A 24,222-nucleotide genomic window follows, 5' to 3' on the forward strand; every position below is an offset into this window, starting at 1 on the left:
CTGGTTGAACTGCTGAAACGGGGTGAGGCCCCTTGGTTGCTGGGTGGTGAACGAGAGGCAACAACAGAACGGGGAGCTAAGTGATGTCGACCTGTCGTGGCCATCGGCCAGCCGCGGGCGGCACCCTAAGAGGCAATGAGGTAATCAACGATCATTGCTTCCAGTGGGCTCGATTCTTCGCGCAGGCACCCCGGGGGCCAGACCGTCGGTTCCCGGTCCGCTTGTTCAGCGTTGTACTTGCGGCCGGTGGGCGAGACCCAGCCCGGTGGCTCGTTCCTGGCAGCCGGACCCGGACTCCAGCCGGTTCGATGCTTGAGCCGGTGGTGCTTGGGACACAACTGTCCCAGATTGCTGATTCCGGTGGGGCCTCCGTGCTCCCAGGCTGTGAGGTGGTCCGCGTCGTTGTCCTGGCTGTGGTTGCTGCAGCCAGGAAAAGTGCATGTTCCATCGCGCATCTTCAACCACCGCTTCAATGACTCCGGGAGGCGGTAGCTAGTCCGGCCAATTTCCAGCGGCGCTCCATCACGAGGGTCCACCAAGACCCGGTAGAACGAACCTGCACCCTCCGCGACAAGTTTGCGTGCCATGGATGCCGGGATGGGCCCGTATCCGTCAAGCTCGGCGGGTTCGTCGGTTGTGCCGAGGACGGAAAAGACCGGGACCGTGACCAACACGTCCGCCTTGATGGACGGCCCGGACCCGGAGGAGTGGCCGGAATCCCCTAACAGCCGCCCTGCCGCTACGTCCACCTTGAGCTGGGTGAGGGTCCGCGGTTCATTCGGGCCCTGCAGTCCACGCGCCGCGGCGGACGCCTTGTTCCAGATGGCACAGGCCTTATCCGCGGCCATGTACAACGAAACCCAAGCCATCCCGTTGCGGTCCGGGGAGTACTCCATCCGCCGGTCCTCAACCGACTTCGCGTGCCTGGCCTCAAGGGACTCCGGATGGTGGCGTTCCCGCCAAGCACGTACCTTGCGCCGGAAGCGCGCCGGCGCCAGTTCCCCCACCGCGGCACCCCTTGCTGCGTTGGGCGCTTCCGGGTCCAGGAAGTGCGCCTCAAGTGCAGCAGCAGCGGCATCGTTCAGCCCAGTGGTTTCGTCGACCATGATCCGCGCGTGCTGCCACGAGATTTTCCCCGCCGCCAAGGCATCCAAGGCCGCAGGCAACGTTGTGGTCAACGCGTGCGCCTCACCCAGCAGCCCCGACGCTGCAGGCTCACCGATGGTAAGAACGCAGGCGACCTCCGCCACCAGGCTCATTTCGCGAGCTGATGACTCATATGCGCTTTCCGCCGGTCCTTCCATGGCAGAGGTTGCTTCTGCATATTCCGTCAGCAAGCGCACTTTGACGGCCGCAGTGGCCGCTTCGATCCGGGCCACAATGCCTAAGCCGTCCAGGTAGGAATCTGCAAGTTCGCGAAGCGGATCATAACCGTCGGTGTCATGAGCGCGATCCGCAGTCTCCGGAGATTCGCCCAGGACTCCGGCCAACTCGTCCGCCAGCCCGCCCAGGAACGTGGCGGCGTCGGCCAGCCGGGCCTTGCCTCCACTGTCCAGAACCGCTTTGGTTTCCATATCCAAAGCCTGCCACCGGGGTCCGACATTCCAGGTTTGGTTCCCGTGGCCCGGTCAGTCAGCTCAGCGGGCGGACTGGTTCTACCGGTATGTGACACCAGGGCACGAGCGCCCAGTCATGACGTCACTCCTGGCGGAACGCCGAAATACCCGTAATTCGCTGGCCCAGAATCAGGGTATGGACCTCGTCCGTACCCTCATACGTCCGCACTGATTCAAGGTTGTTGGCGTGCCGCAGTGGCGAGTAGTCCAAGGTAATTCCGTTTCCCCCAAGGATGGTGCGCGCTTCGCGGCAGATGGCAATGGCCTCCCTGACGTTGTTGAGCTTTCCTACGGAGATCTGGACCGGCTCCAGCGTCCCGGCGTCCTTCAGGCGGCCGGTGTGGAGCGCCAGCAGCGTTCCCTTCTGAATTTCCAGCAGCATATTCACCAGCTTTTCCTGTGTGAGCTGGTACCCGGCCAGGGGCTTGCCGAACTGGAGCCGGTCTCCGGCGTAGGCGAGCGCGGCTTCATAGGAGTCCCGGGCAGCACCCATTGCGCCCCAGATGATCCCGTAGCGGGCTTCATTCAGGCACGAGAACGGGCCGCTGAGTCCACGGGCACCGGGCAGCAGCGCAGTGGACGGCAGCCGTACGTCATCGAGGCTGATGTCACATTGGATTGACGCCCGCATGGACAGCTTCGAGCTGATGGGCGTCGCAGTGAAGCCGGGGGTGTCCGTCGGGACGATGAACCCGCGGATACCTTCGGCGGTATTCGCCCAGATGATCGCAATCTGGGCCACGGAGGCAAGGCCGATCCAGCGTTTGGCCCCGTTAATGACCCACCCACCGTCTCCATCGGGTGCCGCAAAAGTCGCCATGCTGGATGGGTCGGAGCCGGCCGTCGGCTCGGTGAGCCCGAAGCAGCCGATCTTCTCGCCCCGCGCCATCGCCGGCAGGTTTTCGTTCCGTTGCTCCTCGGACCCCCACTTGTGGATGGCACTCATGGCCAGGGAACCCTGGACGCTGACGAAGGTCCGAAGTCCTGAGTCGCCGGCTTCCAACTCCATGGCGGCGATTCCGTACTCGACCGCGCTGCGGCCCGGGCATCCGTAGCCCTTCAGGTGCATCCCAAGGACCCCCAACTTCCCAAGCTCGGGAACAAGCTCGAGCGGGAAACGGGCGTCCTCGTACCAGCCAGCAATGTTGGGCCGGATCCGTTCATCCACAAAGTTACGGACCGTGCTGCGCAGCTCCAGCTCCGCGGGGGTCAGGAGGCTGTCGAGGTTGAGCACGTCGTCGAAGACCAGGGCGGGTGCGGGTGCGGTTACGGTCACGGGGTTCTCCTGGCAGGTCAAGGGTGGGTCGGTGTCGGCACGGGCGTGATTTGCACCACCCGGTGACCTGAACCACTGTGCCAGTCCGATTGCGGTCAAAGCCAATACCTAATAAGGATCCCGCTTATGCCCCACGTGCATCAATAACCGTTCAATCCGGCGACGGGAGGACCTCTTCCGAGAGCCGAAGAACCTCGCGCAGAGCCGGGCTGGCATTGTCCTTCCGCCAAACCAGCCGCAGCTGGATGGGGTCGGCCGGGTCGTCAAGGGGAAGGAACACGACACCCGGATGGCTGAAGTTTTCCGGCACAGACGACACTGTCAGCGCGACACCAATTTCTGCCGCCACCAGTGCCATGAGCGTCTGGGAATCCGGCGCAACCTGGGCGATCTCCACGACATATCCCGCGGCACTTGAGAGCCTTCGAAGGTGGTCATGGAGGATGGCGCCCGGGTGCTCCGGCAACGTGACGAAGGGCTGTCCGGCAAGGTCTGCCATGCGCAGCGAAGCCTGACCGCTCAGGGGGTGACTCTCATACAGGGCCACGACGAGCCGCTCGTTGGCCACGATCCGCGAATCGAGGACAGCCGGGATGAAATTCCAGCGGCCGAGGCCGACTTCCATGGCCCCGCCCATGACCTTGTCCATAGCCGGAAGGGCGAAATTGGAGCTGGACAGCTCGAAGTCGATACCAGGGTGCACTTCCCGGACACGCTTGGCGAGCCTGCCGACCATCACATGCGAGGAAACCCCGGCAAAGGCGACCCGTACGCGCCCGGTTTCGCCCCGGCCCACCGAAGCGACTGCCAGGCGGCCCCGCCGGCAACCTTCGAGTATGTCCCGCGCTGGGCCGACAAGTGCCTGGCCCTCGGCAGTCAACTGCACAGTCCGCGTGCTGCGGATAAACAGGGGCGCCTTCAGTTCATGCTCGAGCCGCTGGATGGAACGGCTCAGCGGCGGCTGGGCCATATGGAGCCGGCGCGCGGCCCTGCCGAAATGTAGTTCCTCGGCCACGGCAAGGAAGGCCCTGATCTGATGTATTTCCACTCCCGCGCTCAGCTTCTGCCCGGGTAAACGTCATTGTCCATACGCCCAAGATACCCAAAGGAATGCGCCGACACTGATAACAGGCAGGTATCAGTCCAGCACCAAATACGTATTGGACGTGAATCAGTCCGCTTGCAAGGGTTGGTGATGCAGAACACATTGCGGAGGATTCAGATGACACAACCGATCGACGAATCGGTCTCCAGAAAGCAGGACCATGCCACTGGAGGCAACGACAACCACGGCCTTGATGCCTTGGGCCGGGCAAGCGCCGGGCCCCTCGCAGGCATTGTGGTCGCAGATTTCAGCAGAGTGCTGGCCGGCCCGTACGCCACCATGCTCCTGGCTGACATGGGCGCCACAGTGATCAAGGTTGAGGGACCTGAGGGTGACGACACCCGCACATACATGCCCCCCGTCCGGGACGGCGAAGCCACGTTCTTCCTCGCGGTCAACCGAAACAAACATTCCATTGCCTTGGATCTGAAGGATCCGGAGGACCTCGACGTAGCGCGTTCCCTGATCAGCACCGCGGACGTCATGATCGAGAATTTCAAGCCCGGCAACATGGCGCGGCTGGGCTTGGATTATGCGTCCGCGGCCGAATTGAACCCGGACATTATCTATGCTTCCATCACCGGATTCGGTACCGGAGCCGGCGCACACATTCCGGGATATGACCTGTTGGTGCAGGCCGCCTCGGGAATGATGAGCCTGACCGGGGACCAGGACACCCAACCGTACCGGGCAGGCATCGCGCTCTTCGATGTCATCACAGGCCTGCACGCTGCCATTGGAATCCTGGGGGCGCTACACCACAAGGACCGGACCGGCGAGGGCCAGCTGGTGGAACTGAACCTGCTGACCTCGGCCCTGTCCGGCATGGTGAACCAGTCTGCGGCCTACGTAACGGGCGGTGTAGTACCCACCAGGATGGGCAACGAACACCCCAGCATGTATCCATACGCTCCGATGCAGACCGGGGACGGCACTATCATCATCGCGACGGGAAATGACGCGCAGTTCGTCCGGCTCTGCGGGGCACTGGGGATTCCCGCCGTCGCCCGGGACCCGAAGTTCACCACGACGCTGCAGCGCAATGCCAACCGCAACGAGCTGCGGGACATCCTCCACGCCCAGTTGGCTGCTCAATCAGCCGACGAGTGGTTCCACGAGCTGTCCTCGGCAGGCCTGCCCTGCGCTCCGATCCAGGATGTCCGCGGTGGTGTTGAGTTGGCCGAACAGCTGGGGCTGAACCCGGTAGTGATGGCGGGTGAAGGGTCCCGGAAGATACCCACCGTCCGCCATCCGGTCGACTATTCCCTTACCCCGGTGGACTACTCACTTGCGCCGCCTGGCTTGAACGAAAGCTCCGGGCTGGTGCGGGACTGGCTGCTGCACCGGAAAGCCCTGGTCGATGCCTGAAACCTACCGGACCCGCGTCTGCCCACGGTGGTCCGATCAGGACCTCAACGGGCACGTCAACCACGCCGCCGTCGTCACGCTTCTGGAGGAGTCAAGAATCAAGTGGCGGTCTTCGATGCCGGGCATACGTCAAGCCGAGGCGACCCCCACGGTGGTAGCCAGCCTCGAAGTGAACTATCGGCGGCCAGTCCACCACGGCGAAGACCTGGAGGTTGAACTGACCGTGACCAGGATCGGCACGAGTTCATTCAGCCTGGAATTCAGGGGCAGCCAACACGGGGCAGTCGCCGTAGACGGCCGGACGGTGCTGGTTTCAGTCCATCCGGACACCGGCACGTCCCGGCCCTTGGTGGAAAACGAGCGCCGCTGGCTCGCTCTTTTCCAGCCTTCGCAGGGAGACACCGACCCGCAGCGTAAGCGGGTCCGCAATCACACACCACTGGAGCACACTCGATGACACCGGATACCGCCGCGAACGGCACCGATTTTTACCTTATGGACGATTTCCTCAGCGCTGAGGACCGGGCGCTCCGGCTCAAAGTCCGCGCCTTTGTCGATAAAGACCTGCTGCCCGTTATCAATGGCTATTGGGAACGTGCCGAGTTTCCCTTCGAACTTGTTCCCAAACTTGCCGGGCTCGGCATCGCCGGAACAACCATTCAGGGCTACGGATGTCCCGGGCTAAGCCGGCTTGCCGCCGGGATTGTTGCTGCAGAGATCTCCCGCGGCGATGGTTCCGTCAACACTTTCCTCGGCGTCCAGTCCGGACTGGCGATGGGAACCATCAACATGCTCGGCAGCGAGGAGCAAAAGCAACGCTGGCTCCCTGAAATGGCCACCCTCGCCAAGATCGGCGCCTTCGCCCTGACCGAACCCGAGCACGGCTCTGATTCGGTGGCACTCGAAACCAGCGCGCGCCGGGATGGGGACAGCTACATCATCAACGGGCGCAAGCGCTGGATCGGCAATGCCAGCATGGCCGACGTCGTCATCATCTTTGCCCGCGACGAAGCGGATGCGAAGGTCAAGGCGTTCGTGATGGAGCGTAACGAGGACGGCAGCTTTCCGGACGGGTATTCCACCGAAGTCATTACCGGCAAGATCGGCAAGCGGGCGATCCTCCAGCCGGACATCACGTTCGACAACCTCCGGGTCCCGGCGGCCAACCGGCTCACTGAATGCCACTCGTTCAAGGATGTCAGCCGGGTGCTGACCTCCACGCGAAGCGGCGCATCCTGGGAGTCTTACGGCCACGCATTGGCCGCATACGAGATCGCCGTGGACTACGCCAAGACCCGCCAGCAGTTCGGCAAACCGATCGGCAGTTTCCAACTGGTGCAGAACAAGCTGGCCAATATGCTTGCCGAACTGACGGCCATGCAACTCATGTGCTTCCGGCTGGCCGTGCTCGCCGAGGATGGCCGGATGACCGGTCCCATGGCTTCGCTGGCCAAGATGCAGACCGCCCGGAAAGCCCGCTGGATCTGTTCAGAAGCGCGGGACATGCTCGGCGGCAACGGCGTGCTGCTGGAGAACCATGTGGCGAGGCACATGACCGATATGGAGGTCGTCTCCACCTACGAGGGCACAGACTCCATCCAGTCGCTTCTCGTTGGCCGGGAGATCACCGGCCTCTCCGCTTTCAGTTAGCGCCCCGCCGGGCTGCCCCGGCTTCCACAGGCACAACACCAACCAGAACCATCCATGCAAAGGAAAAGTCATGAGCAATTTCACCAACCGGGTGGCCGTGGTCACCGGCGGGGCGCAAGGAATCGGCGCGGCCACCGCGCTGAAACTGGCCGCCGGGGGCGCCACCGTCGTCGTCCTGGACCTCAATGAGGATGGCGCCAAGGACACAGCACAGCGGATCTCGGACCACCCGGACGTCCTGGCGGCAGCCGGAAAGGCCGTGGCCGCCTGCTGCGACGTCACGGATGAGGCAGCCGTGGACCGGGTATTCGATGACATTCACCGTGAGTTCAGCCGCCTCGACATCCTGGTAAACAACGCCGGCATCACCCGCGACAACATGTTCTTCAAGATGGAGCGGCCGGACTGGGACTCCGTCCTGGCCACCAACCTCACCAGCGCCTACCTCTGCACGCGCGCCGCCCAGCGCTACATGGTTCCGGCCAAGTACGGCAAGATCGTCTCGCTCAGCAGCCGCAGCGCACTGGGCAACCGTGGCCAGGCCAACTACGCGGCTGCAAAGGCCGGTATCCAGGGCCTGACCGCGACGCTCGCCATCGAGCTGGGTCCGTTCAACATCACGGTCAACGCCGTGGCACCGGGTTACATCGCCACCTCGATGACTGCCGCAACGGCAGAGCGGGTGGGCGCAAGCCCGGCTGAACACCAGCGGGCGGTGGCGGAACGTACCCCGCTGGGGCGGGTTGGCCAGCCAGAGGAAGTGGCCGCGGCCGTGGCGTTCTTCGCCGGTGATGACTCCTCGTACATCTCCGGTCAAACCCTCTACATCAACGGCGGGGCCCGCTGATGCCCGAGGCATTCCTCGTTGGGGGCGTCCGCACCCCGGTAGGCCGTCATGGTGGGGTGCTTGCCACCGTGCGCCCCGACGACCTGGCCACGCTTGTGCTGCAGGCCGCAGTGGACAGGGCCGGCGTCGATCCTGCCACCGTCGACGAGGTCATCTTTGGCTGTGTTAACCAGGCAGGTGAGGACAACCGTAACGTTGCCCGGATGGCCGCACTGCTGGCCGGGTTCCCGCACGCCGTACCGGCCGTGACCGTCAACAGGCTCTGCGCCTCCGGGCTAACCGCGATCAGCATGGCGGCGCAATCGGTTCGCAACGGTGACGCAGACCTTGTAGTGGCTGGCGGCGTAGAGTCAATGACCCGCGCGCCGTGGGTGATGGCCAAGCCTGAGAAGCCCTACTCCAAACCGGGCGAACTCGCGGACACCTCAATCGGTGCGCGGTTTGTTAACCCGCGGATGGAGTCGGGGGCGCGGTTTTCGATGCCCGAAACGGCAGAAGAGGTAGCCAGGCGGGAGAACATTTCCCGCGCCGACGCGGATAGCTTTGCACTGCGCTCGCACAATCTGGCTGTGGCGGCGATTGACGCCGGCCGCTTCAGCGACGAGATAGTCCCTGTTCCGGTCAGTGGCAGACGGGGGGAAGTCTCGCTGGTGGACACCGATGAAGGACCCAGGCGCGGTTCAACCGCCGATGCCCTGGCCGCCCTCCGACCGATCGTGGCGCCCGGTGGAGTGGTTACCGCCGGCAACTCCAGCTCCCTCAACGACGGCGCATCCGCTGTATTGGTCGCCAGCGGCGATGCCGTGGAGCGCTACGGGCTTACCCCCCGGGCCCGCATCGTCAGCAGCCAAGCGGCCGGTGTCGCGCCGGAAGTGATGGGCGTCGGTCCGGTGCCGGCGACACAAAAGGCACTGGCCAAGGCGGGCTGGGAACTCGCTGAGGTGGGCGCCGTCGAACTCAACGAAGCGTTCGCAGCGCAGGCGCTGGCCTGCATGCGGCTGCTTGGAATGGATGCGGGAACCGTCAACAACGACGGCGGTGCGATCGCCCTGGGCCATCCTTTGGGCTCCTCCGGATCACGGATCGTCGTCACGCTGCTGGGCCGCATGGAACGCGAAAACGCCAACCGCGGCCTTGCAACGATGTGCGTGGGCCTGGGCCAGGGCGTCGCCATGCTGCTGGAGAGGGTCTAAATGAGACTGTTCAAGGACGCCGCCGAGCTTGCCGGCATGGCCGGCCAGGAAATCGGAGTGAGTGGATGGCACACCCTGGACCAATCCCAGATCCAGGCTTTCGCCGACGCCACCCTGGACCAACAGTGGATACACACCGACCCGGAGCGGGCAGCACACGGGCCCTTCGGCGCCACGGTTGCCCACGGCTACCTCAGCTTGTCGCTGCTGCCATACCTGGCGGGCCAGGTGTACCGGGTCGATGGGGCCGCGATGATCATCAACTACGGACTGAACAAGGTAAGGTTCCCGGCGCCGGCCAGGGTCAACTCGCGCATCAGGGACCGGCTGACGCTGGCCTCGGTGAGCGAGACAGCCAGTGGTCGCCAGCTGCAGTTCCATCACCTGATCGAACTGGAAGGCTCGCAGAAGCCTGCCTGCATAGCGGAGACTGTCTCCCTGCTCCCTAACTGAACTGCCCTTGAAGACCTTGCACCACCATCCGAACAACGACGTTTGCGTCCCGGCCTGCCTACAGGCTCTTCCCGAGGGAGAAACTCAATGAGCACAGAAAACCCCAATCTCACATATGCCGACGCTGACCCGCAGGGCTTGGCGTCGGAGCTGCAGGTGACGCCGGCTGAACTGCGCCGCACCTCTATCTCGTCCTTCCTTGGTTCCGCCCTGGAATACATGGACTTTACGCTCTACACCCTCGCAGCAGCGCTGGTCTTCGGGCCGCTCTTCTTCCCCAATACGGACCCGGCGATGGCATTGATGGCGAGCTTTGCCGCGTTCGGTTCCGGGTTTCTCGTCCGGCCCCTGGGCGGAATCTACTTCGGCTACCTTGGCGACAAGTATGGGCGGAAATCCGTCCTGGTCATCACCGTAGGGATGATGGGTATCGCCACCCTGGGAATGGGCCTGCTGCCCACATTCGCCCAGATCGGCATCATGGCCCCGATCCTCCTGGTGCTCCTGCGGCTTATCCAGGGATTCGGCGCGGGCGCGGAGCTCTCGGGGGCCTCGCTGCTGCTGGTGGAATCCGCTCCTTCCAGTAAGCGCGGCTTTTATGGCGCAGTGGTGGCACTCGGAACGGCGACCGGAGTGCTGTTGGCCAGCGGACTGTGGCTGCTGCTCTCGCAGATGCCCAAGGACGACTTCCTCGCTTGGGGATGGCGTATCCCCTTCCTGCTGAGCGTCGGTACCACTCTTGTGGCGCTGTATTTGCGGCGGAGCGTGAGCGAGTCACCGGTCTTCGAGGCCGTCAAGGCGCGGCGTGCGGCGGCCCGTCTTGAGGCCCGGCAGCAAAGCATTTGGCGTGACGCTGCAGATTCAAAGAAGGCCTTCCTCGTCTCACTGGGCATCAAGCTCGGCGAAAACGGTTCGGTCTACCTCGTCAAGGGCTTCCTTATCGGCTGGACGGTTTCGGTAGTGAAGATGGATGCAAACCTGGTCACTACCGGTGTAACACTCGGCTCCGTGCTGGGCGTCGTAACAGTCTTGCTGACCGGGAAGCTCACAGACCGGTTTGGCCGGCGCAAAGTTTGGCTCTGGCTCTCGGGGTTCCAGTTCGCCTTCACCATTCCCGCGATGCTGATGATCGAAACGCGTAACCCCATATTGGTGGCCTTGGTCTTTGTTATCTTCGTTGGCGGTCCGCTGCCGAACCTGTACGGCGTGGAGTCGACCTGGCTGGTTGAAATGTTCGGGTCCAAGCGCCGCTTCTCTTTCATGACAACTGTCAAGGAAATCGGCGCCGTCCTGTCCGGCGGTCTCGGCCCCATCATCGCAGCCAGCGTCGTTGCTGCGACCGGGCCGGGGTGGATCCCGGTAGCCGGAATCCTCATGGCTTATGCCGCGATCGGTATTGCAGCAGGGTTCTTCGCCCCCGAAACCAGGGGCCGGGACCTCAATTCGGAGGCCGACGCGTTCTAAGTCGACGAAGCGGGCGACGGCGGAAGATTCCCGCCGTCGCCCGCTTTCGTTATACCGGAGGAGGCTAATACCCCGCTCTCCCCTTGTTGATTGCGGCGCGGGTGGCCCCACCCTCGCTCTAGATGTGGATCGGGAGCTGGAGGGCTGCCGTCCCATTTGGGTAGACACTGTGGCCAGGAGGGCTTGCCATCAGGGCATCGTTCCTGCTGTCCACCGTGATCGCAAAGTTCGCGCCGGGGTTTCTGGCACTGCGTGAATTACAGCTCCCTGTTGGGCGGCTTGCAACGAGCGGAAGGCGATCTAATTTCTCCGTCTGCTCGGATAATTCCCGTTGGGGACACTTGCAGCATGACGAAGCCATCGAGCGGTTACGTGTATATGTCGCCGATCAGATGTAGGTTTTGCTTAATCAACTTCAAGCTGCCGCCGGACACGAAGCTGTGTCCGCGTAGGGCCTCAATGGGGGTAAGACATGGAATTTGCAGAAAAACTTTCAGCGTTGGCCGCAAAGGTACGCCAGCAGCGGGGTGTTATCCAAACGGAAGAGGCAACGAAGAATGCCTTCGTGATGCCTTTCATTTCGACGATTCTTGGCTATGACGTCTTCAATCCACTCGAAGTCGTCCCGGAATTCGTCGCGGACGTGGGCCTCAAGAAGGGTGAGAAGATCGACTATGCCATCGTAAAAGATGGCGAAGTCCAGATCCTGATCGAGTGCAAGAAGTCTACTGAGCCGGTCAAGATCGAGCACGCATCGCAGCTTTTCCGGTACTTTGCTGTCACAAATGCGCGAATCGCCATTCTCACCAACGGCGAGGTCTACCAGTTCTTCACGGATCTGGACGCACCTAACCGAATGGATGCGAAACCATTCCTCGTGCTGGATTTGAACGACATCGACCAGTCCCTGATCCCCGAACTGCAGAAACTGTCCAAGGATGTCTTCGACTTGGACTCGATCATCAGCGCAGCCGGTGAATTGAAATACATCGGCGAGCTGAAACGAACACTGGCTGCACAGTTCAAGGAACCTGAAGATGAATGGGTCAAGTTCCTCACAGCGAGGGTCTACTCCGGACCTTACACGCAGAAGGTTCGGGAGCAGTTCACAACGCTGGTTGGGAAGGCCACCAAGCAATTCCTTAATGACCAGGTGAATGAGCGACTGAAGAAGGCCTTGGGCAACCCTGGGTTCCCGCAAACTGACGACACCATGGTTCCGGCCGCGGTCACCAGCACCCCCGTTGCCGAAGCCGATCTCGCTGAGGCCGACGCCTTGGAGACAACACTTGAGGAAATCGAGGGCTACCAAATTGTGCGGGCCATCGTCTGCAGCGAGGTAAAGCCGGCACGGGTGGCGCAACGCGACGCGAAGTCGTATTTTGCGGTGCTGCTCGATGACAACAACCGCAAGCCCATTGCCCGCCTCCACTTCAACCGGATGCAGAAGTACTTGGGCATATTCAATGACAGCAAAGAAGAGACTCGGGTGCCCATCAACTCGCTGGAGGAGATCTACGAGCATACCGAAGCACTTCGAGCGACTGTGAAGAGCTACCTGTGACCAGGCCCGAGTTGACGTTTACCGACTCCCAGTCGTTATGCCAGCACCAGTAGAGCGGAGCCCAATACTTTCATAACGATGAGTAGGCTGGCCAAGATCTAAACCTCCGCCACCGGCGCCGCGAACTGGGCCTCGTAGAGCCGCGCGTAAGCCCCGCCGGCGGCGAGCAGTGAAGCGTGCGTCCCCTGCTCCACGATCTGGCCAGCCTCCATCACCAGGATGAGGTCGGCGTCGCGGATCGTGGACAGGCGGTGCGCGATCACAAATGACGTCCGGTCAGACCTCAAAGCACTCATGGCCTTCTGCACCAGCACCTCGGTCCGGGTATCCACGGAGGACGTCGCCTCGTCAAGAATCAGCACCGAAGGCTGTGCCAGGAACGCCCGCGCAATCGTCAGCAGCTGCTTCTCACCGGCGGACACGTTGGAACCTTCGTCGTCCAGCACGGTGTCGTACCCGTCGGGCAGGGACTTCACGAACCGGTCCACGTACGTCGCCCGCGCTGCCTCCAGAACCTCGGAGGAAGAAGCCGTAGGCCGGCCGTACGCGATGTTGTCCCGGATGGTCCCGCCGAACAGCCACGTATCCTGCAGCACCATCCCCATCCGCGAGCGCAGGTCGTGGCGGGTCATGGTGGTGATGTCGACGCCGTCCAGAGTGATCCGGCCGCCATCGAGCTCGTAGAACCGCATCATCAGGTTCACCAGCGTGGTCTTGCCCGCCCCAGTGGGCCCCACAATGGCTACCGTCTGCCCGGGCTCCGCCACCAAGGAAAGCCCAGTAATCAGCGGCTTGTCCTGCGAATACGAGAAGGACACGTCCTCAAAAACCAGGCGCCCCCGCGAAGCACCGTCCGGGCTCTGCAACGAAGCCCCGGCAGGGTCCGCCGACTGCTCCTCCGTATCCAGCAGCTCAAACACCCGCTCTGCAGACGCCACCCCGGACTGCAGTAGGTTGGCCATCGACCCCAGCTGCGCCAGCGGCTGCGTGAACTGCCGCGAGTACTGGATGAACGCCTGCACATCTCCCAGCTGCATCGCCCCGGAGGCCACCTGCAGCCCGCCCACGACGGCGATCCCCACGTACACCAGGTTCCCGATGAACGTCATGGCCGGCATGATCAGCCCGGAAATGAACTGCGCCCCGAAGCTCGCCTCATACAGCTCCGCGTTCTTCTGCCGGAACCGCTCCCCCACCTCGCGCTGCCGCCCGAACACCTTCACCAGCGCATGTCCAGTGTAGGTCTCCTCGATCTGCCCGTTGAGCTCGCCGGTATTGGTCCACTGCTGAACAAACAGCTTCTGCGAGCGCTTGGCAATCAGCGTGGTGATCCCGAGCGTCAGCGGAATGGTCACCAGCGCTATCAGCGCCAGCGTGGGCGACAGGATGAACATCATGACCAGCACGCCCAGCACCGTCAGCACCGATGTCACCGCCTGGCTGATGGACTGCTGCAGGCTCTGCGAGATGTTGTCCACATCGTTGGTCACCCGGCTGAGCAGCTCGCCGCGCTGGATCGAGTCGAAGTACCGCAGCGGCAGCCGGTTGATCTTCGCCTCAATCTGCTCGCGCAGCCCAAAGACCGTCCGCTGCACTACGCCGTTCAGCACATACGCCGTCCCCCACATGAACGCCGATCCCAGCACATACAGCACCAGCGCCCATGTCAGCACGCCGGCCAGCGCGCCAAAGTCGATCCCCGCACCGGGCGTCAGCGTCATGGCGCTGAGCATGTCCGCCTTCTGGTTCTCCCCCGACGCCCGCAGCATGGCAATCAGCTGCGCCTGCGTCATCCCCGGCGGCAGCTGCTTGGACACCACGCCGGCGAAAATCAGGTTGGTGCCCTCGCCCAGCAGCCTCGGCCCGATCACCTGCAGCACTACGCCCGCAACGGCCATGAGCAGCACCAGCATCAGCCAGAACCGTTCCGGCCGCAGCGTACCCAACAGCCGCTTGGCGGAACCGCTGAAGTTCATCGCCTTCTCGGCCGGGACGTTCATCCCGGCAAAAGGTCCGCCGTGGCCGGGGCCGCCGCGCGGCCTTGGGATGCGTACGACGGCGGCCTGGCCGGGTCCGGCGGCGGGCCCGGCTTTGGTGCCGCGCTCGGGAGCGGGTCCGTGGCTCATACCGTCTCCTCCGCTGCCAGCTGGGACGAAACAATTTCGCGGTACGTATCGGAACTTTCCAGCAGCTCGTGGTGCGTTCCGTGCGCGACGATCCTGCCGTCGTCGAGCACTAGTATCTGGTCCGCATCAACGATGCTGGACACGCGCTGGGCGATGACCACCATGGTGGCCCCCGCGATGTTGCGCTTGAGCGCCTGGCGCAGCCGGGCGTCCGTGCCGGTGTCCAGGGATGAGAAGGAATCGTCAAAGATGTACAGCTCGGGCCGCTTCACCAGGGCACGTGCGATTGCCAGCCGCTGCCGCTGGCCACCCGAAACGTTCGTGCCGCCCTGCGAAATAGGCGCGTCCAGCCCCTCCTCCATCCGCTCCACGAAGTCCCGGGCCTGCGCGATCTCAAGCGCGGACCACAGCTCCTCCTCCGTGGCATCCGGATTGCCATACAGTAGGTTGCTGCGGACGGTTCCGGTGAACAGGTAGGGCTTCTGCGGCACCAGGCCGATGTGCCCCCACAGCAGGTCAGGGTCCAGGTCCCGGACATCCACGCCGTCCATCAGCACCGCCCCGGAGGTGACGTCGAAGAGCCGCGGCATCAGGTTCACCAAGGTGGTCTTGCCCGAACCGGTGCTGCCGATGATCGCCGTTGTCTCCCCCGCACGGGCCGTGAAACTGATGCCCTGCAGCACCGGATGCTCGGCACCCGGGTAGGCGAATCCGACGTCGCGCATTTCAAGCTCACCCCGCCGGACCGCGCTGGTGACCGGCTTCTCCGGTGGCAGGACGCTTGAACTGGTGCCCAGCACCTCCCCGATCCGGTCAGCGGACACGGATGCGCGCGGGATCATCACCGCCATGAAGGTAGCCATCATGACGGACATCAGGATCTGCATCAGGTAGCTCAGGAACGCGATCAGGGTGCCCACCTGCATGGACCCGTCCTCGATCCGGAACGACCCGAACCAGATCACCGCCACGCTGGAAACGTTCAGGACCAGCATCACCGTGGGGAACATCAGGGCCATCAGCCGGCCGGCGCGGAGGGCAACGTCGGTGACGTCGGTGTTGGCGCCGGCGAACCGCTCCGTCTCCACGTCCTCGCGCACGAACGCCCGCACCACGCGGATGCCGGTGAGCTGCTCGCGCAGCACACGGTTCACGGTGTCGATCCGGGCCTGCATCTTGCGGAACAGCGGCACCATCCGCGTGACGATAAGGCCGACGGCGATCAGCAGCACCGGGACGCATACGGCAATGAGCCACGAGAGTTGGGCGTCCTGCCGGATGGCCATGATCACGCCGCCGATGCTGAGCATGGGCGCGGCAACCATGAGCGTGGCGGACACCAGCACCAGTTGCTGCACCTGCTGGACGTCGTTGGTGGAGCGGGTGATGAGGCTGGGGGCGCCGAAACGGGTGACTTCCTGCTCGGAGAACTGCCCCACCCGTTCAAAGATGGCGCCCCGCAGGTCCCGCCCCAAGCCCATGGCAGCCTTGGCGCCGAAGTACACGGCCACGACGGCGCAGGCGATCTGCGCCAGCGTGACCAGCAGCATGATGCTGCCCGTGGACAGGATGTAGCCGGTATCGCCCCGGGCCACGCCCTGGTCGATGATGTCCGCATTCAGCGTGGGCAGGTACAGCGACGCGATGGATTGCGCCAGCTGGAAAACCACGACGGCGGCCAGCAGCGGCCGGTGCGGCCGGAGGTATTCGACAAGCAACTTCCAGAGCATAGGCAGAGCCCTCACCTGACGGAGTGTCCACAAACGTGGTGCGAAGGTCAGTGTACGTCCGGAAAGGGCCGTTGATCCTGCCAGTTGACTGGGAAAAACGGCAGTTCTCCCACGGCGTATTCATCGGCCCGGCGGGAGATTCGGGGGCGCCGGTGGGTACGTCAGTGAAAGAGAACTGAAAGGGCGCCAAGAACGCGCCACCTCACCGAATGATGGAAGAACCAACGATGCCTGCCGCCACACAAAACGCCCCACACCGCACTGCGAGATTCGGAATGGCCTTCATCGGCGTCCTGCTCATCGCCGTCAACCTACGGGTGTCCTTTGTCAGCGTGGGGCCGGTCCTGGTCAATATCAGCAGCGATCTTGGCCTGTCCAGTGCCGCAGCAGGTTTCCTCACCGGGCTCCCGCTTATCGCCTTCGCGGTCTTCTCGCCATGGGCCCCCGGATTCGCTTCACGCCTGGGACTGGACCGGGCAATGTGGGTGTCCTTGCTGATCCTCGCTTCGGGCATCGTGCTTCGCTCTTTGCCCGTGCCCGGCTTTATTTGGGCCGGCACAATCCTGATCGGCGTGGCCATTGCCTTCCTCAATGTCCTGGTGCCCTCCCTCGTTAAACGCGACTTTCCGTTGCGGGTCAGCCAGGTCACCGGAAGCTACACCGCTGCCCAGGCCGCCTTCGCAGCGGTGGGGGCCGCCGTCGTCGTACCCGTGGCACAGACCTCCCCGGCAGGATGGCGGCTCGCCCTGGGAGTCTGGGCGGGGCTGGCCCTCATCGCCATGGCCGTGCTCCTGCCCTGGCTTCGCCGGCACACGGCAGGCACGCGGCAATCGGGAAAGCCCGACGCCGCCTACCGGTCGCCCTGGGGTTCAGCCCTGGGCTGGCAGGTGACCGCCTTCATGGGGCTGCAGTCCATTGCCTTCTACGTCCTCATGGCCTGGTTGCCCACCATCGAGCAAAGCCGTGGGATCCCCGCCACCACTGCTGGCCTGCACCTATCCGTTTTCCTGCTGATCAGCGTGTTCGCCAGCCTGGGGACGGGCGGTGTCCTGCACCGGGGATCAGACCAACGGCTGGTTTCCTTTGCCAGCGGGATGTTGGTGTTCGTGACCTTCCTCGGTCTGGCCCTGGCGCCGGAACTCATCCTGCTGTGGGTTGTCCTGGGTGCTTTGGGGTGCGGGAGCCTCATCGTCATTGCCCTGTCGCTCTTCAGCCTTCGGACCGTGAACCACCCGCAGGCAGCATCGCTGTCCGGCATGGCCCAATCCGTGGGTTACGCGCTTGGCGCCGCGGGGCCTGTGGTGTTCGGCGCACTCCACGACGCCACCGCGGAGTGGACGCTTCCACTGCTCGCCACCGCCGGCGCCATGGCGGTGCTGGCACTGATGGGCCTGCTGGCCGGCCGCGACCGGGTGATCAAGGAATCAGATTCTCGGCGCGGTAGCGGTCAAACAGTGAGGTAAAGGCGTCCAGCGTCCGCCGGTAGCCCGTAAAGCCTGCATCCCTGCTCTTGCCCATGTCCGTCACCACCTCGATGTTCCGCCCCAGGTCGTCATCGGTGTGCCACCAGGACGCCACCCGGTCCAGGTCCGGTTCACGAAGGTTGTTCTCCGCGGCAATCCGCCCCCACTGGTCCTCCCGCCCCGCCATGGACCCTTCGAGCGGACGGGGCTCCCCCTGGTATCCCTCCCACTCCACTCCGAAGTAGGCGGCGAGCTGGGGCCACATCCACCGCCAGCGGAACACGTCACCGTTGACGATGTTGAAGGCCTCATTGGCGGCCGCGGGAGTGGTGGCGGCCCAGAGCATGTGCTCGGCGAGCAGGCCCGCATCGGTCATGTCGGTGAGGCCGTTCCACTGGGTTTCGGATCCCGGGAAGACGAATGGCTGCCCGCTGTCCCGGCACAGGGTGGCCTGCGCGGCGAGCGTGAGGCCCATATTCATGGCGTTGCCCACGGCGTGGCCGATTACGGTGTGTGCACGGTGCACGGACCAGGTGAACCCCTGCTCCTCGGCTGCGGCCCACAGCTCGTCTTCCTGGGCGTAATAGAAGTTCCGCACCGGAAGGCGGGGCTCCTCCTCGTGGAACGGCGTGTCCGGCATTTCACCGGCGGCATAGGCCTCGAAGGGTCCGAGGTAGTGCTTGAGCCCGGTCATGAGGGCAACGTGCGCCACCTTCTTGCCCCGCAGTGCGGCGAGTAGATCCCGCAGCATGGCGGCGTTGACGGCGATGTTCTCTTCCTCAGTGGCGCGCCGCGACCAGGCCGTGAAGAACACATGGGAGGGGTTCTCCGGAGCAAGCGCAGCTGCCAGGGAGTCAGCTGAGGTCAGGTCGGCAGAAAGCCACTTGACGCCGGAACGCTCGGGTCCGGGCCTGCGGGACAAAGCGAGGACCTCCCAGCCTTCACCAACCAAGGTGTCCACCAGGGCGGAGCCTGCAATACCGGTGGCCCCTACTACCAGGGCTCTCCGGCCGCTGCCCGCTGCTGTTCCTGATCCGATGGTCATAGTGCTCCTCTTGGTTTAGGTGCTGGTGTGTCCGCGCGTCAGCACGGCCTCACGCTCTGGCGGAGGCCCGCGCGCTGCGTCACGCCGGGACACGGGGCAAAGACGGCCCACTGGCGACAAGCCGCAGCGTCCGACGGATATTCCATCCCTGCCCGCCAACAGCTTCACAAGTGTCTTTGCCAGGTGGGTTCCGCGGGGACGATGACCAGCGGTTTCACCCACGGCGTAGGCGTGACTTGCGCTGTCACAGGTCCATGTTCAAATAGGAGGGTTGCACCGGCTGCCCGAGTCCAACCGCGGCCTCGGCCCAACGGAAGGAAAAAGCACATGACCGAACCCCAAGACCATCCTCCGGTCCCCACTCCCGGGAGCGCCCAGGGCCTGGACCAGAAGGTTGAGGGCGGGTGCCCGGTGGCCCATGGCAGTGCCACCGCCCAGGGCAGTGAGAGTGAAAACCCGGCGATCGATTCCCCGCAGCCCAAGGGGCACCGCCCGCGGACCAACCAGGACTGGTGGCCCAACCAGCTGGACCTCTCCGTCCTGCACACCCACGGCCAGGCAAGCAACCCGCTGGGCCCCTCCTTCAGCTACCGCGAGGAATTCCAGAAGCTCGACGTTGACGCACTGAAGCGGGACATCACTGAGGTCCTCACCACCTCCCAGGACTGGTGGCCGGCGGACTTCGGCCATTACGGCGGCCTGATGATCCGCATGAGCTGGCATGCCGCCGGCACCTACCGCGTCCACGACGGCCGCGGCGGCGCAGGGGACGGCAGCCAGCGGTTCGCGCCGCTGAACAGCTGGCCGGACAACGCCAACCTGGACAAGGCCCGGCGGCTGCTGTGGCCGGTCAAGCAGAAGTACGGCCAGAAGCTCTCCTGGGCCGACCTGCTGGTCCTCGCGGGCAACGTTGCCCTGGAGTCAATGGGCTTCAAGACGTTCGGCTTCGCCTTTGGCCGCGAGGACGTCTGGGAGCCGGAGCAGATCTTCTGGGGACCTGAGGACGCGTGGCTCGGCGATGAGCGGTACGTCGGCGAAGGCCAGATGTCCGACGAGGTGGGTTCCACCGAGATGGGCCTCATCTACGTCAACCCCGAAGGCCCCATGGGCAACCCGGACCCAGTGGCCGCCGCGGCCTTCATCCGCGAGACCTTCAAGCGCATGGCGATGAATGACGAGGAGACCTTTGCGCTGATCGCCGGCGGCCACACCTTCGGCAAGACCCACGGCGCCGGCCCCGCCGATGCGCACGTGGGCCCCGAGCCTGAGGGCGCCAATCTTGAGGCGCAGGGCCTTGGCTGGCTCAGCACCTATGGCAGCGGCAAGGGCGGCGACACCATCACCTCCGGCCTGGAGGTCACCTGGACGGACGTTCCTACCCAGTGGAGCAACCGCTTCCTGGAGATCCTGTTCGAGTACGAGTGGGAACTGGTCAAGAGCCCCGGCGGCGCCCACCAGTGGGTTGCCAAGGACGGCCCTGAAATCATCCCGGACGCGCACGACCCCAACAAAAAGCACCGCCCCACGATGCTGACCACAGACCTGTCGCTGCGCTTCGACCCCACCTACGAGAAGATCGGCCGGCGCTTCCTGGAAAACCCGGACGAATTCGCACTGGCCTTCGCCAAGGCCTGGTACAAGCTGTTGCACCGCGACATGGGCCCCGTTGGCCCGCACATGCTGGGCCCGTGGGTTCCGGAACCGCAGCTGTGGCAGGACCCCGTTCCCGCCGTCGACCATGACCTGATCGACGAGCAGGACATCGCCCAGTTGAAGGCGAAACTCCTCGACTCCGGCCTGACCGTCCCGCAGCTGGCCGGCACGGCCTGGGCATCCGCGGCGACCTACCGCAAGACGGACCGGCGCGGTGGTGCCAACGGTGCGCGGATCCGTCTGGAGCCGCAGCGCAGCTGGGAGGCACACGAGCCCGAGCAGCTGGCTGCTGTACTTCCGGTGCTTGAGCGGGTGCAGGAGGAGTTCAACGCGGCACAGTCCGGCGGCAAGAAGGTTTCCCTCGCGGACCTGATTGTGCTGGGCGGCGCCGCCGCCGTGGAAAAGGCAGCAGCCGACGCCGGGTTCCCCGTCACGGTGCCGTTCCGTCCGGGCCGCACGGACGCAGCACAGGAGCAGACCGACGTCGAATCCTTCCAGTACCTGCAGCCGCGCGCCGACGGGTTCCGCAACTACCTGCGCCCCGGGCTGAAGCTTCCGCCGGAAACCCTCCTGCTGGACAAGGCGTACATGCTGGACCTCTCGGCACCGGAAATGACGGTACTGCTGGGCGGCATGCGTGCGCTGGGCACCAACGTGGGCGGTTCCAACCATGGCGTGCTCACGGACCAGCCGCAGGTCCTGACGAACGACTTCTTCGTCAACCTGCTCTCGCCGGGCACCAAGTGGAAAGCCTCCGAGTCGGAGGAGGACGTCTACGACATCACCGACGTTGCCACCGGTGAGCTGAAATGGACCGCCACCCCCGTGGACCTGGTCTTCGGTTCCAACTCGCAGCTGCGCGCACTGGCTGAGGTGTACGCGAGCGAGGACGCCCGGGAGAAGTTCGTGAACGACTTCGTGGCTGCCTGGACCAAGGTCATGGAGCTGGACCGCTTCGACCTGAACTAATCCGTTTGACGCAAGCTCCGGGCCGGCCGCACTCTGCGGCCGGCCCGGACTAGTTAAAATCCCAAACTGGTCAGCCGGGGAAGCTGATCACCGCGGTGGTTCCCCCGCCCGGGGTCTCCTTAAGCGTCAGCTCACCGCCGTGTGCTTCGACTATGCGGCGGCAGATGGCCAGGCCAAGGCCGGATCCCTGCCCATCCCCTTCCCGGTGCAGCCGGACCAAAGGTTCCAGTACCCGCTGCCTGTCCGCAGGCGCTATGCCCTTGCCGTTGTCCGCCACCAGGACAGTGGCTCCGTGACAGTTCGAGATCCCGCTGATCCGCACCTTGAGGTCCCGGTCGGGGCTCTGGTAATTCACGGCATTGGCTACCAGGTTCTGCAGCAGGATGCGCAGCTGGCCATGGTCCACATGGAGCTTCAAGTCCTCGCTGTCCAGGACACCGTCGGCCCCATAGGACAGGCCCAGATCGCCGGCCACTTCGGACGCTACTTCCTGCAGGGAAACACGCTGGCGCTGAAGGCCTCCGCCCATGCGTGAGTAATGCAGTACGTCCTCCAGCATGGCCAGCATCCTGTTGCCGCTGGCGCCGATGAGTTGAAGGTATTCCGCAGCGGGGTGGTCGCTTTCCACATCGTCTTCGCCCAACTCCACGTAACCCAGAATGGTGGTGAGGGGGCTGCGCAGGTCATGGCTGACGCGCCCGGCAAATTCCGCCAGCTTGGCGTTGCTTTCCCGCAGTTCTTCAAGGGCGCTGTTCAACTGCAGGGTGCGCCGCTGGAGTTCGAGCAGCTGCACCGCCTGGCGGGCCAGGATTTCCAGCATTTCCTGCTGTTCATCGGTGGGCGAGGCACTCGAATTGGAGAAGACGCACAAGGACCCGATGACGAACCCAGACGCCGTCTCCAGCGGCACGGACGCATAGAACCGGACGGCGGCGATCTCCCCGGTCACAAACGGGTTAGCCGCGAAGCGCGGATCAATGGAGGCATCCGGAACCACGGTGGCCTCCCCCGAAAGGAAGACCTTGGAGCACATGGAGTCCTGCCGGGAACAAATACCGGCATCAATTCCGACGGCGGCCACCTGGCGCTGCTCGTCGGACGTGACAACGTTGATCACCCCGTACGGCACGCCGCAGAGTCTGGTGGCGAGCTCGACGAGATTCTCAAGGGGCTCGCCGGACAGTTCAGGAGCGTTGACCAGCGGGGCCTCGTCGATCCGGGTGGCCAAGCCGTAGTCCCGCAGTAACCCGTCCCGCCCAACCGGTTCCATGAGAGCCGCCGTTGTTGAGTGAGTGCCGCCCACTAATCGTCCCCCTTCCTGACCGCGAAATGGGTCCCGGGCCGATAGTACCGGCCATGGGCAACGTCCGCGAGCAGGTGGCGCCGGGGCATCGTTTCCCGGCAACAAGTGTTCCCCAGCGGCGGCATAGGATTCTGGGATGGCTCAACTCATCGTCCCGAACCCTGCCCTCCACTCCTCCTGGCTGGAGGGAACGGCGGAGTCTCAAGGAGCCCACCTGGACGGGGCAGGCGCCGAAGATTGGTCGCTGGAAGAACTCAAGGATCCGCGCGTGTTTGCCCGCTTCGTCGACGCCCTGGTCAAAGATGCCCTGCCGGAGACTGAGCGGAAGCCGGGTTACGTGCCCTGCACCTACCTTTGGATGGTCGACGGCGGCACTTTCGTTGGATCCCTCGCCATCAGCCATGAGTTGAACCATTACCTCCTCAACGAAGGCGGGCACATCGGCTACAGCGTCAGGCCCTCGGCGAGACGCCGCGGCCACGCCGCAAAGGCGCTGGCTGACGCACTTCCCCTGGCACGGGCGCTGGGGATCGAGCGAGTCCTGCTGACCTGCGATGAGGACAACGCCGGCTCCCGGGGAACCATCGAGAAGAACGGCGGCCAGTACGAGGACACCCGCAACGGCAAGCGCCGGTACTGGATCAGCACCGATTAGCGGGGCGTGGGCGCGCCCATCTGCCAGACTTGGCCGGTGATCACTGAACATGCGCTTCTGCCTGTCGTTGCGGGCCGGGAAGAGGAATTTGAAGCCGCTTTTAAGCAGGCCCGCCCCATCATTGCTTCCATGCCGGGCTTCGTCTCGCTGTCCCTGTCCCGATCAGTCGAAACCCCCAACACCTATTTGCTCCTCGTCGAATGGGAGTCGTTGGAGGACCACACGGTAGGTTTCCGCGAATCTCCCGAATACCAGCAGTGGCGCACGCTGCTGCACCGCTTCTACGAGCCGTTTCCGGTGGTTGAGCACTTCAATCCGGTGAAATTCGCCAACTAAAACCAAAGCAACAGTTTTGGGGGGAGCCCCCGCGCGAGTCTAGCTCCAGCGCGGGGGCTCCTAATGCTTCCTGCCGGGGAACTGACGTGGAAGCACTTAAAAATTACCGGCCAGTAGGTTGGGCCTGGACCAAAACCCCACACCTTGGGCGAATCTTGATCCAACCTTGAGCCGTCATTTTCGCGCCGCTAGTCGGCGGGATCGGCCGCAGCGTCCGGGTCCTCTTCAGGTTCAAAAGTGTTCGGCGCGGCGCCATCGGAAATCCCGATGCCGTCCTTCCCACCGGGGATCCCGCCGTCGGCATTGCCTTTGCCCGCTGCCGCGCCCTCCTGCGGCTCGTCTTCGGGCAGTGAATCAGGTGAATTGATGGTCATCGCTCCTCCTTCTGTGGCTGGGCCTCCACGCT

20 protein-coding genes are annotated in these 24,222 nt (G+C 64.1%); 12 read left to right on the plus strand and 8 right to left on the minus strand.

Annotated elements, in window-relative coordinates:
• Positions 1-125: 125 nt before the first annotated feature.
• The 3 genes from LFT46_RS17745 to LFT46_RS17755 all read right to left on the minus strand — a co-directional run bounded on the left by LFT46_RS17745 (position 126) and on the right by LFT46_RS17755 (position 3,940).
• Positions 126-1,574, minus strand: coding sequence for an HNH endonuclease signature motif containing protein (locus LFT46_RS17745; protein ID WP_236820536.1), 1,449 nt, complete (start codon positions 1,572-1,574; stop codon positions 126-128).
• Between the two features lie 124 nt (positions 1,575-1,698).
• On the minus strand, positions 1,699-2,892 hold the full coding sequence (locus LFT46_RS17750; RefSeq protein WP_236799731.1) for an acyl-CoA dehydrogenase family protein: 1,194 nt from the start codon (positions 2,890-2,892) through the stop codon (positions 1,699-1,701).
• 151 nt (positions 2,893-3,043) lie between these two features.
• Positions 3,044-3,940: a LysR substrate-binding domain-containing protein gene (locus LFT46_RS17755; protein WP_236799732.1), complete on the minus strand. Its 897-nt coding sequence runs from the start codon at positions 3,938-3,940 to the stop codon at positions 3,044-3,046.
• A 174-nt stretch (positions 3,941-4,114) separates the two neighbouring features.
• Between LFT46_RS17755 and LFT46_RS17760 the strand changes: the two genes are divergently transcribed.
• The 8 genes from LFT46_RS17760 (at position 4,115) to LFT46_RS17795 (ending at position 12,536) form a co-directional block, all read left to right on the plus strand.
• A complete protein-coding gene (locus LFT46_RS17760; protein WP_236820537.1) occupies positions 4,115-5,365 on the plus strand; it encodes a CaiB/BaiF CoA transferase family protein in 1,251 nt (416 codons plus the stop codon).
• Complete coding sequence (locus LFT46_RS17765; RefSeq protein WP_236820538.1) at positions 5,358-5,822, plus strand: acyl-CoA thioesterase; 465 nt, start codon at positions 5,358-5,360, stop codon at positions 5,820-5,822. The genes LFT46_RS17760 and LFT46_RS17765 overlap by 8 nt, the downstream gene beginning before the upstream one ends.
• The gene (locus LFT46_RS17770; RefSeq protein ID WP_236820539.1) at positions 5,819-7,015 is read left to right on the plus strand and encodes an acyl-CoA dehydrogenase family protein; all 1,197 of its coding nucleotides are present in this window, start codon (positions 5,819-5,821) and stop codon (positions 7,013-7,015) included. Before LFT46_RS17765 ends, LFT46_RS17770 begins: the two co-directional genes overlap by 4 nt.
• Before the next feature lie 70 nt (positions 7,016-7,085).
• Positions 7,086-7,862, plus strand: coding sequence for a 3-oxoacyl-ACP reductase FabG (gene fabG / locus LFT46_RS17775; protein WP_236820540.1), 777 nt, complete (start codon positions 7,086-7,088; stop codon positions 7,860-7,862).
• Complete coding sequence (locus LFT46_RS17780) at positions 7,862-9,055, plus strand: thiolase family protein (RefSeq protein WP_236820541.1); 1,194 nt, start codon at positions 7,862-7,864, stop codon at positions 9,053-9,055. Before fabG ends, LFT46_RS17780 begins: the two co-directional genes overlap by 1 nt.
• Complete coding sequence (locus LFT46_RS17785) at positions 9,056-9,508, plus strand: MaoC family dehydratase (RefSeq protein ID WP_236820542.1); 453 nt, start codon at positions 9,056-9,058, stop codon at positions 9,506-9,508.
• 87 nt (positions 9,509-9,595) lie between these two features.
• A complete protein-coding gene (locus LFT46_RS17790) occupies positions 9,596-10,972 on the plus strand; it encodes an MFS transporter (protein ID WP_236799739.1) in 1,377 nt (458 codons plus the stop codon).
• A gap of 472 nt (positions 10,973-11,444) precedes the next feature.
• Positions 11,445-12,536, plus strand: coding sequence for a type I restriction endonuclease (locus tag LFT46_RS17795; RefSeq protein ID WP_236799740.1), 1,092 nt, complete (start codon positions 11,445-11,447; stop codon positions 12,534-12,536).
• Between the two features lie 98 nt (positions 12,537-12,634).
• Here the strand turns inward: LFT46_RS17795 and LFT46_RS17800 are convergent, their stop codons facing one another.
• Positions 12,635-14,662: an ABC transporter ATP-binding protein gene (locus LFT46_RS17800; protein WP_272910809.1), complete on the minus strand. Its 2,028-nt coding sequence runs from the start codon at positions 14,660-14,662 to the stop codon at positions 12,635-12,637.
• Positions 14,659-16,392, minus strand: coding sequence for an ABC transporter ATP-binding protein (locus LFT46_RS17805; protein ID WP_236822073.1), 1,734 nt, complete (start codon positions 16,390-16,392; stop codon positions 14,659-14,661). The genes LFT46_RS17800 and LFT46_RS17805 overlap by 4 nt, the downstream gene beginning before the upstream one ends.
• A 227-nt stretch (positions 16,393-16,619) precedes the next feature.
• Here LFT46_RS17805 and LFT46_RS17810 point away from each other — a divergent pair, with 227 nt between their 5' ends.
• Positions 16,620-17,855 carry an MFS transporter gene (locus LFT46_RS17810; RefSeq protein WP_236799742.1) on the plus strand — a complete coding sequence of 412 codons (1,236 nt, stop codon included), beginning with the start codon at positions 16,620-16,622 and terminating at the stop codon, positions 17,853-17,855.
• On the opposite strand, the gene LFT46_RS17815 is transcribed toward LFT46_RS17810, so the two are convergent.
• Positions 17,809-18,900, minus strand: coding sequence for an SDR family oxidoreductase (locus tag LFT46_RS17815; RefSeq protein ID WP_236820543.1), 1,092 nt, complete (start codon positions 18,898-18,900; stop codon positions 17,809-17,811). The two genes, LFT46_RS17810 and LFT46_RS17815, sit on opposite strands and share 47 nt — an antisense overlap.
• A 327-nt stretch (positions 18,901-19,227) precedes the next feature.
• Between LFT46_RS17815 and katG the strand changes: the two genes are divergently transcribed.
• Positions 19,228-21,522 carry a catalase/peroxidase HPI gene (gene katG / locus LFT46_RS17820; RefSeq protein ID WP_236820544.1) on the plus strand — a complete coding sequence of 765 codons (2,295 nt, stop codon included), beginning with the start codon at positions 19,228-19,230 and terminating at the stop codon, positions 21,520-21,522.
• A 70-nt stretch (positions 21,523-21,592) separates the two neighbouring features.
• On the opposite strand, the gene LFT46_RS17825 is transcribed toward katG, so the two are convergent.
• On the minus strand, positions 21,593-22,792 hold the full coding sequence (locus LFT46_RS17825; protein WP_236820545.1) for a GAF domain-containing sensor histidine kinase: 1,200 nt from the start codon (positions 22,790-22,792) through the stop codon (positions 21,593-21,595).
• A gap of 169 nt (positions 22,793-22,961) precedes the next feature.
• Here LFT46_RS17825 and LFT46_RS17830 point away from each other — a divergent pair, with 169 nt between their 5' ends.
• The gene (locus tag LFT46_RS17830; protein WP_236820546.1) at positions 22,962-23,480 is read left to right on the plus strand and encodes a GNAT family N-acetyltransferase; all 519 of its coding nucleotides are present in this window, start codon (positions 22,962-22,964) and stop codon (positions 23,478-23,480) included.
• A gap of 36 nt (positions 23,481-23,516) precedes the next feature.
• A complete protein-coding gene (locus LFT46_RS17835) occupies positions 23,517-23,816 on the plus strand; it encodes an antibiotic biosynthesis monooxygenase family protein (protein ID WP_236799747.1) in 300 nt (99 codons plus the stop codon).
• A gap of 188 nt (positions 23,817-24,004) precedes the next feature.
• Here the strand turns inward: LFT46_RS17835 and LFT46_RS17840 are convergent, their stop codons facing one another.
• Positions 24,005-24,190 carry a hypothetical protein gene (locus LFT46_RS17840; protein ID WP_236799748.1) on the minus strand — a complete coding sequence of 62 codons (186 nt, stop codon included), beginning with the start codon at positions 24,188-24,190 and terminating at the stop codon, positions 24,005-24,007.
• Between the last annotated feature and the right edge of the window lie 32 nt (positions 24,191-24,222).

The organism is Arthrobacter sp. FW306-07-I (assembly GCF_021800405.1).
Classification (GTDB): domain Bacteria; phylum Actinomycetota; class Actinomycetes; order Actinomycetales; family Micrococcaceae; genus Arthrobacter.

Bases quoted from the DNA above. Each gene is read 5' to 3' on its own strand.
- LFT46_RS17810 (WP_236799742.1), top strand. From the start codon at position 16,620: ATGCCTGCCGCCACACAAAACGCCCCACACCGCACTGCGAGATTCGGA.
- LFT46_RS17815 (WP_236820543.1), bottom strand. From the start codon at position 18,900: ATGACCATCGGATCAGGAACAGCAGCGGGCAGCGGCCGGAGAGCCCTG.
- LFT46_RS17765 (WP_236820538.1), top strand. From the start codon at position 5,358: ATGCCTGAAACCTACCGGACCCGCGTCTGCCCACGGTGGTCCGATCAG.
- fabG (WP_236820540.1), top strand. From the start codon at position 7,086: ATGAGCAATTTCACCAACCGGGTGGCCGTGGTCACCGGCGGGGCGCAA.
- LFT46_RS17805 (WP_236822073.1), bottom strand. From the start codon at position 16,392: ATGCTCTGGAAGTTGCTTGTCGAATACCTCCGGCCGCACCGGCCGCTG.
- LFT46_RS17770 (WP_236820539.1), top strand. From the start codon at position 5,819: ATGACACCGGATACCGCCGCGAACGGCACCGATTTTTACCTTATGGAC.
- LFT46_RS17830 (WP_236820546.1), top strand. From the start codon at position 22,962: ATGGCTCAACTCATCGTCCCGAACCCTGCCCTCCACTCCTCCTGGCTG.
- LFT46_RS17795 (WP_236799740.1), top strand. From the start codon at position 11,445: ATGGAATTTGCAGAAAAACTTTCAGCGTTGGCCGCAAAGGTACGCCAG.
- LFT46_RS17785 (WP_236820542.1), top strand. From the start codon at position 9,056: ATGAGACTGTTCAAGGACGCCGCCGAGCTTGCCGGCATGGCCGGCCAG.
- LFT46_RS17840 (WP_236799748.1), bottom strand. From the start codon at position 24,190: ATGACCATCAATTCACCTGATTCACTGCCCGAAGACGAGCCGCAGGAG.
- LFT46_RS17825 (WP_236820545.1), bottom strand. From the start codon at position 22,792: ATGGAACCGGTTGGGCGGGACGGGTTACTGCGGGACTACGGCTTGGCC.
- LFT46_RS17790 (WP_236799739.1), top strand. From the start codon at position 9,596: ATGAGCACAGAAAACCCCAATCTCACATATGCCGACGCTGACCCGCAG.
- LFT46_RS17745 (WP_236820536.1), bottom strand. From the start codon at position 1,574: ATGGAAACCAAAGCGGTTCTGGACAGTGGAGGCAAGGCCCGGCTGGCC.
- LFT46_RS17760 (WP_236820537.1), top strand. From the start codon at position 4,115: ATGACACAACCGATCGACGAATCGGTCTCCAGAAAGCAGGACCATGCC.
- katG (WP_236820544.1), top strand. From the start codon at position 19,228: ATGACCGAACCCCAAGACCATCCTCCGGTCCCCACTCCCGGGAGCGCC.
- LFT46_RS17800 (WP_272910809.1), bottom strand. From the start codon at position 14,662: ATGAGCCACGGACCCGCTCCCGAGCGCGGCACCAAAGCCGGGCCCGCC.
- LFT46_RS17780 (WP_236820541.1), top strand. From the start codon at position 7,862: ATGCCCGAGGCATTCCTCGTTGGGGGCGTCCGCACCCCGGTAGGCCGT.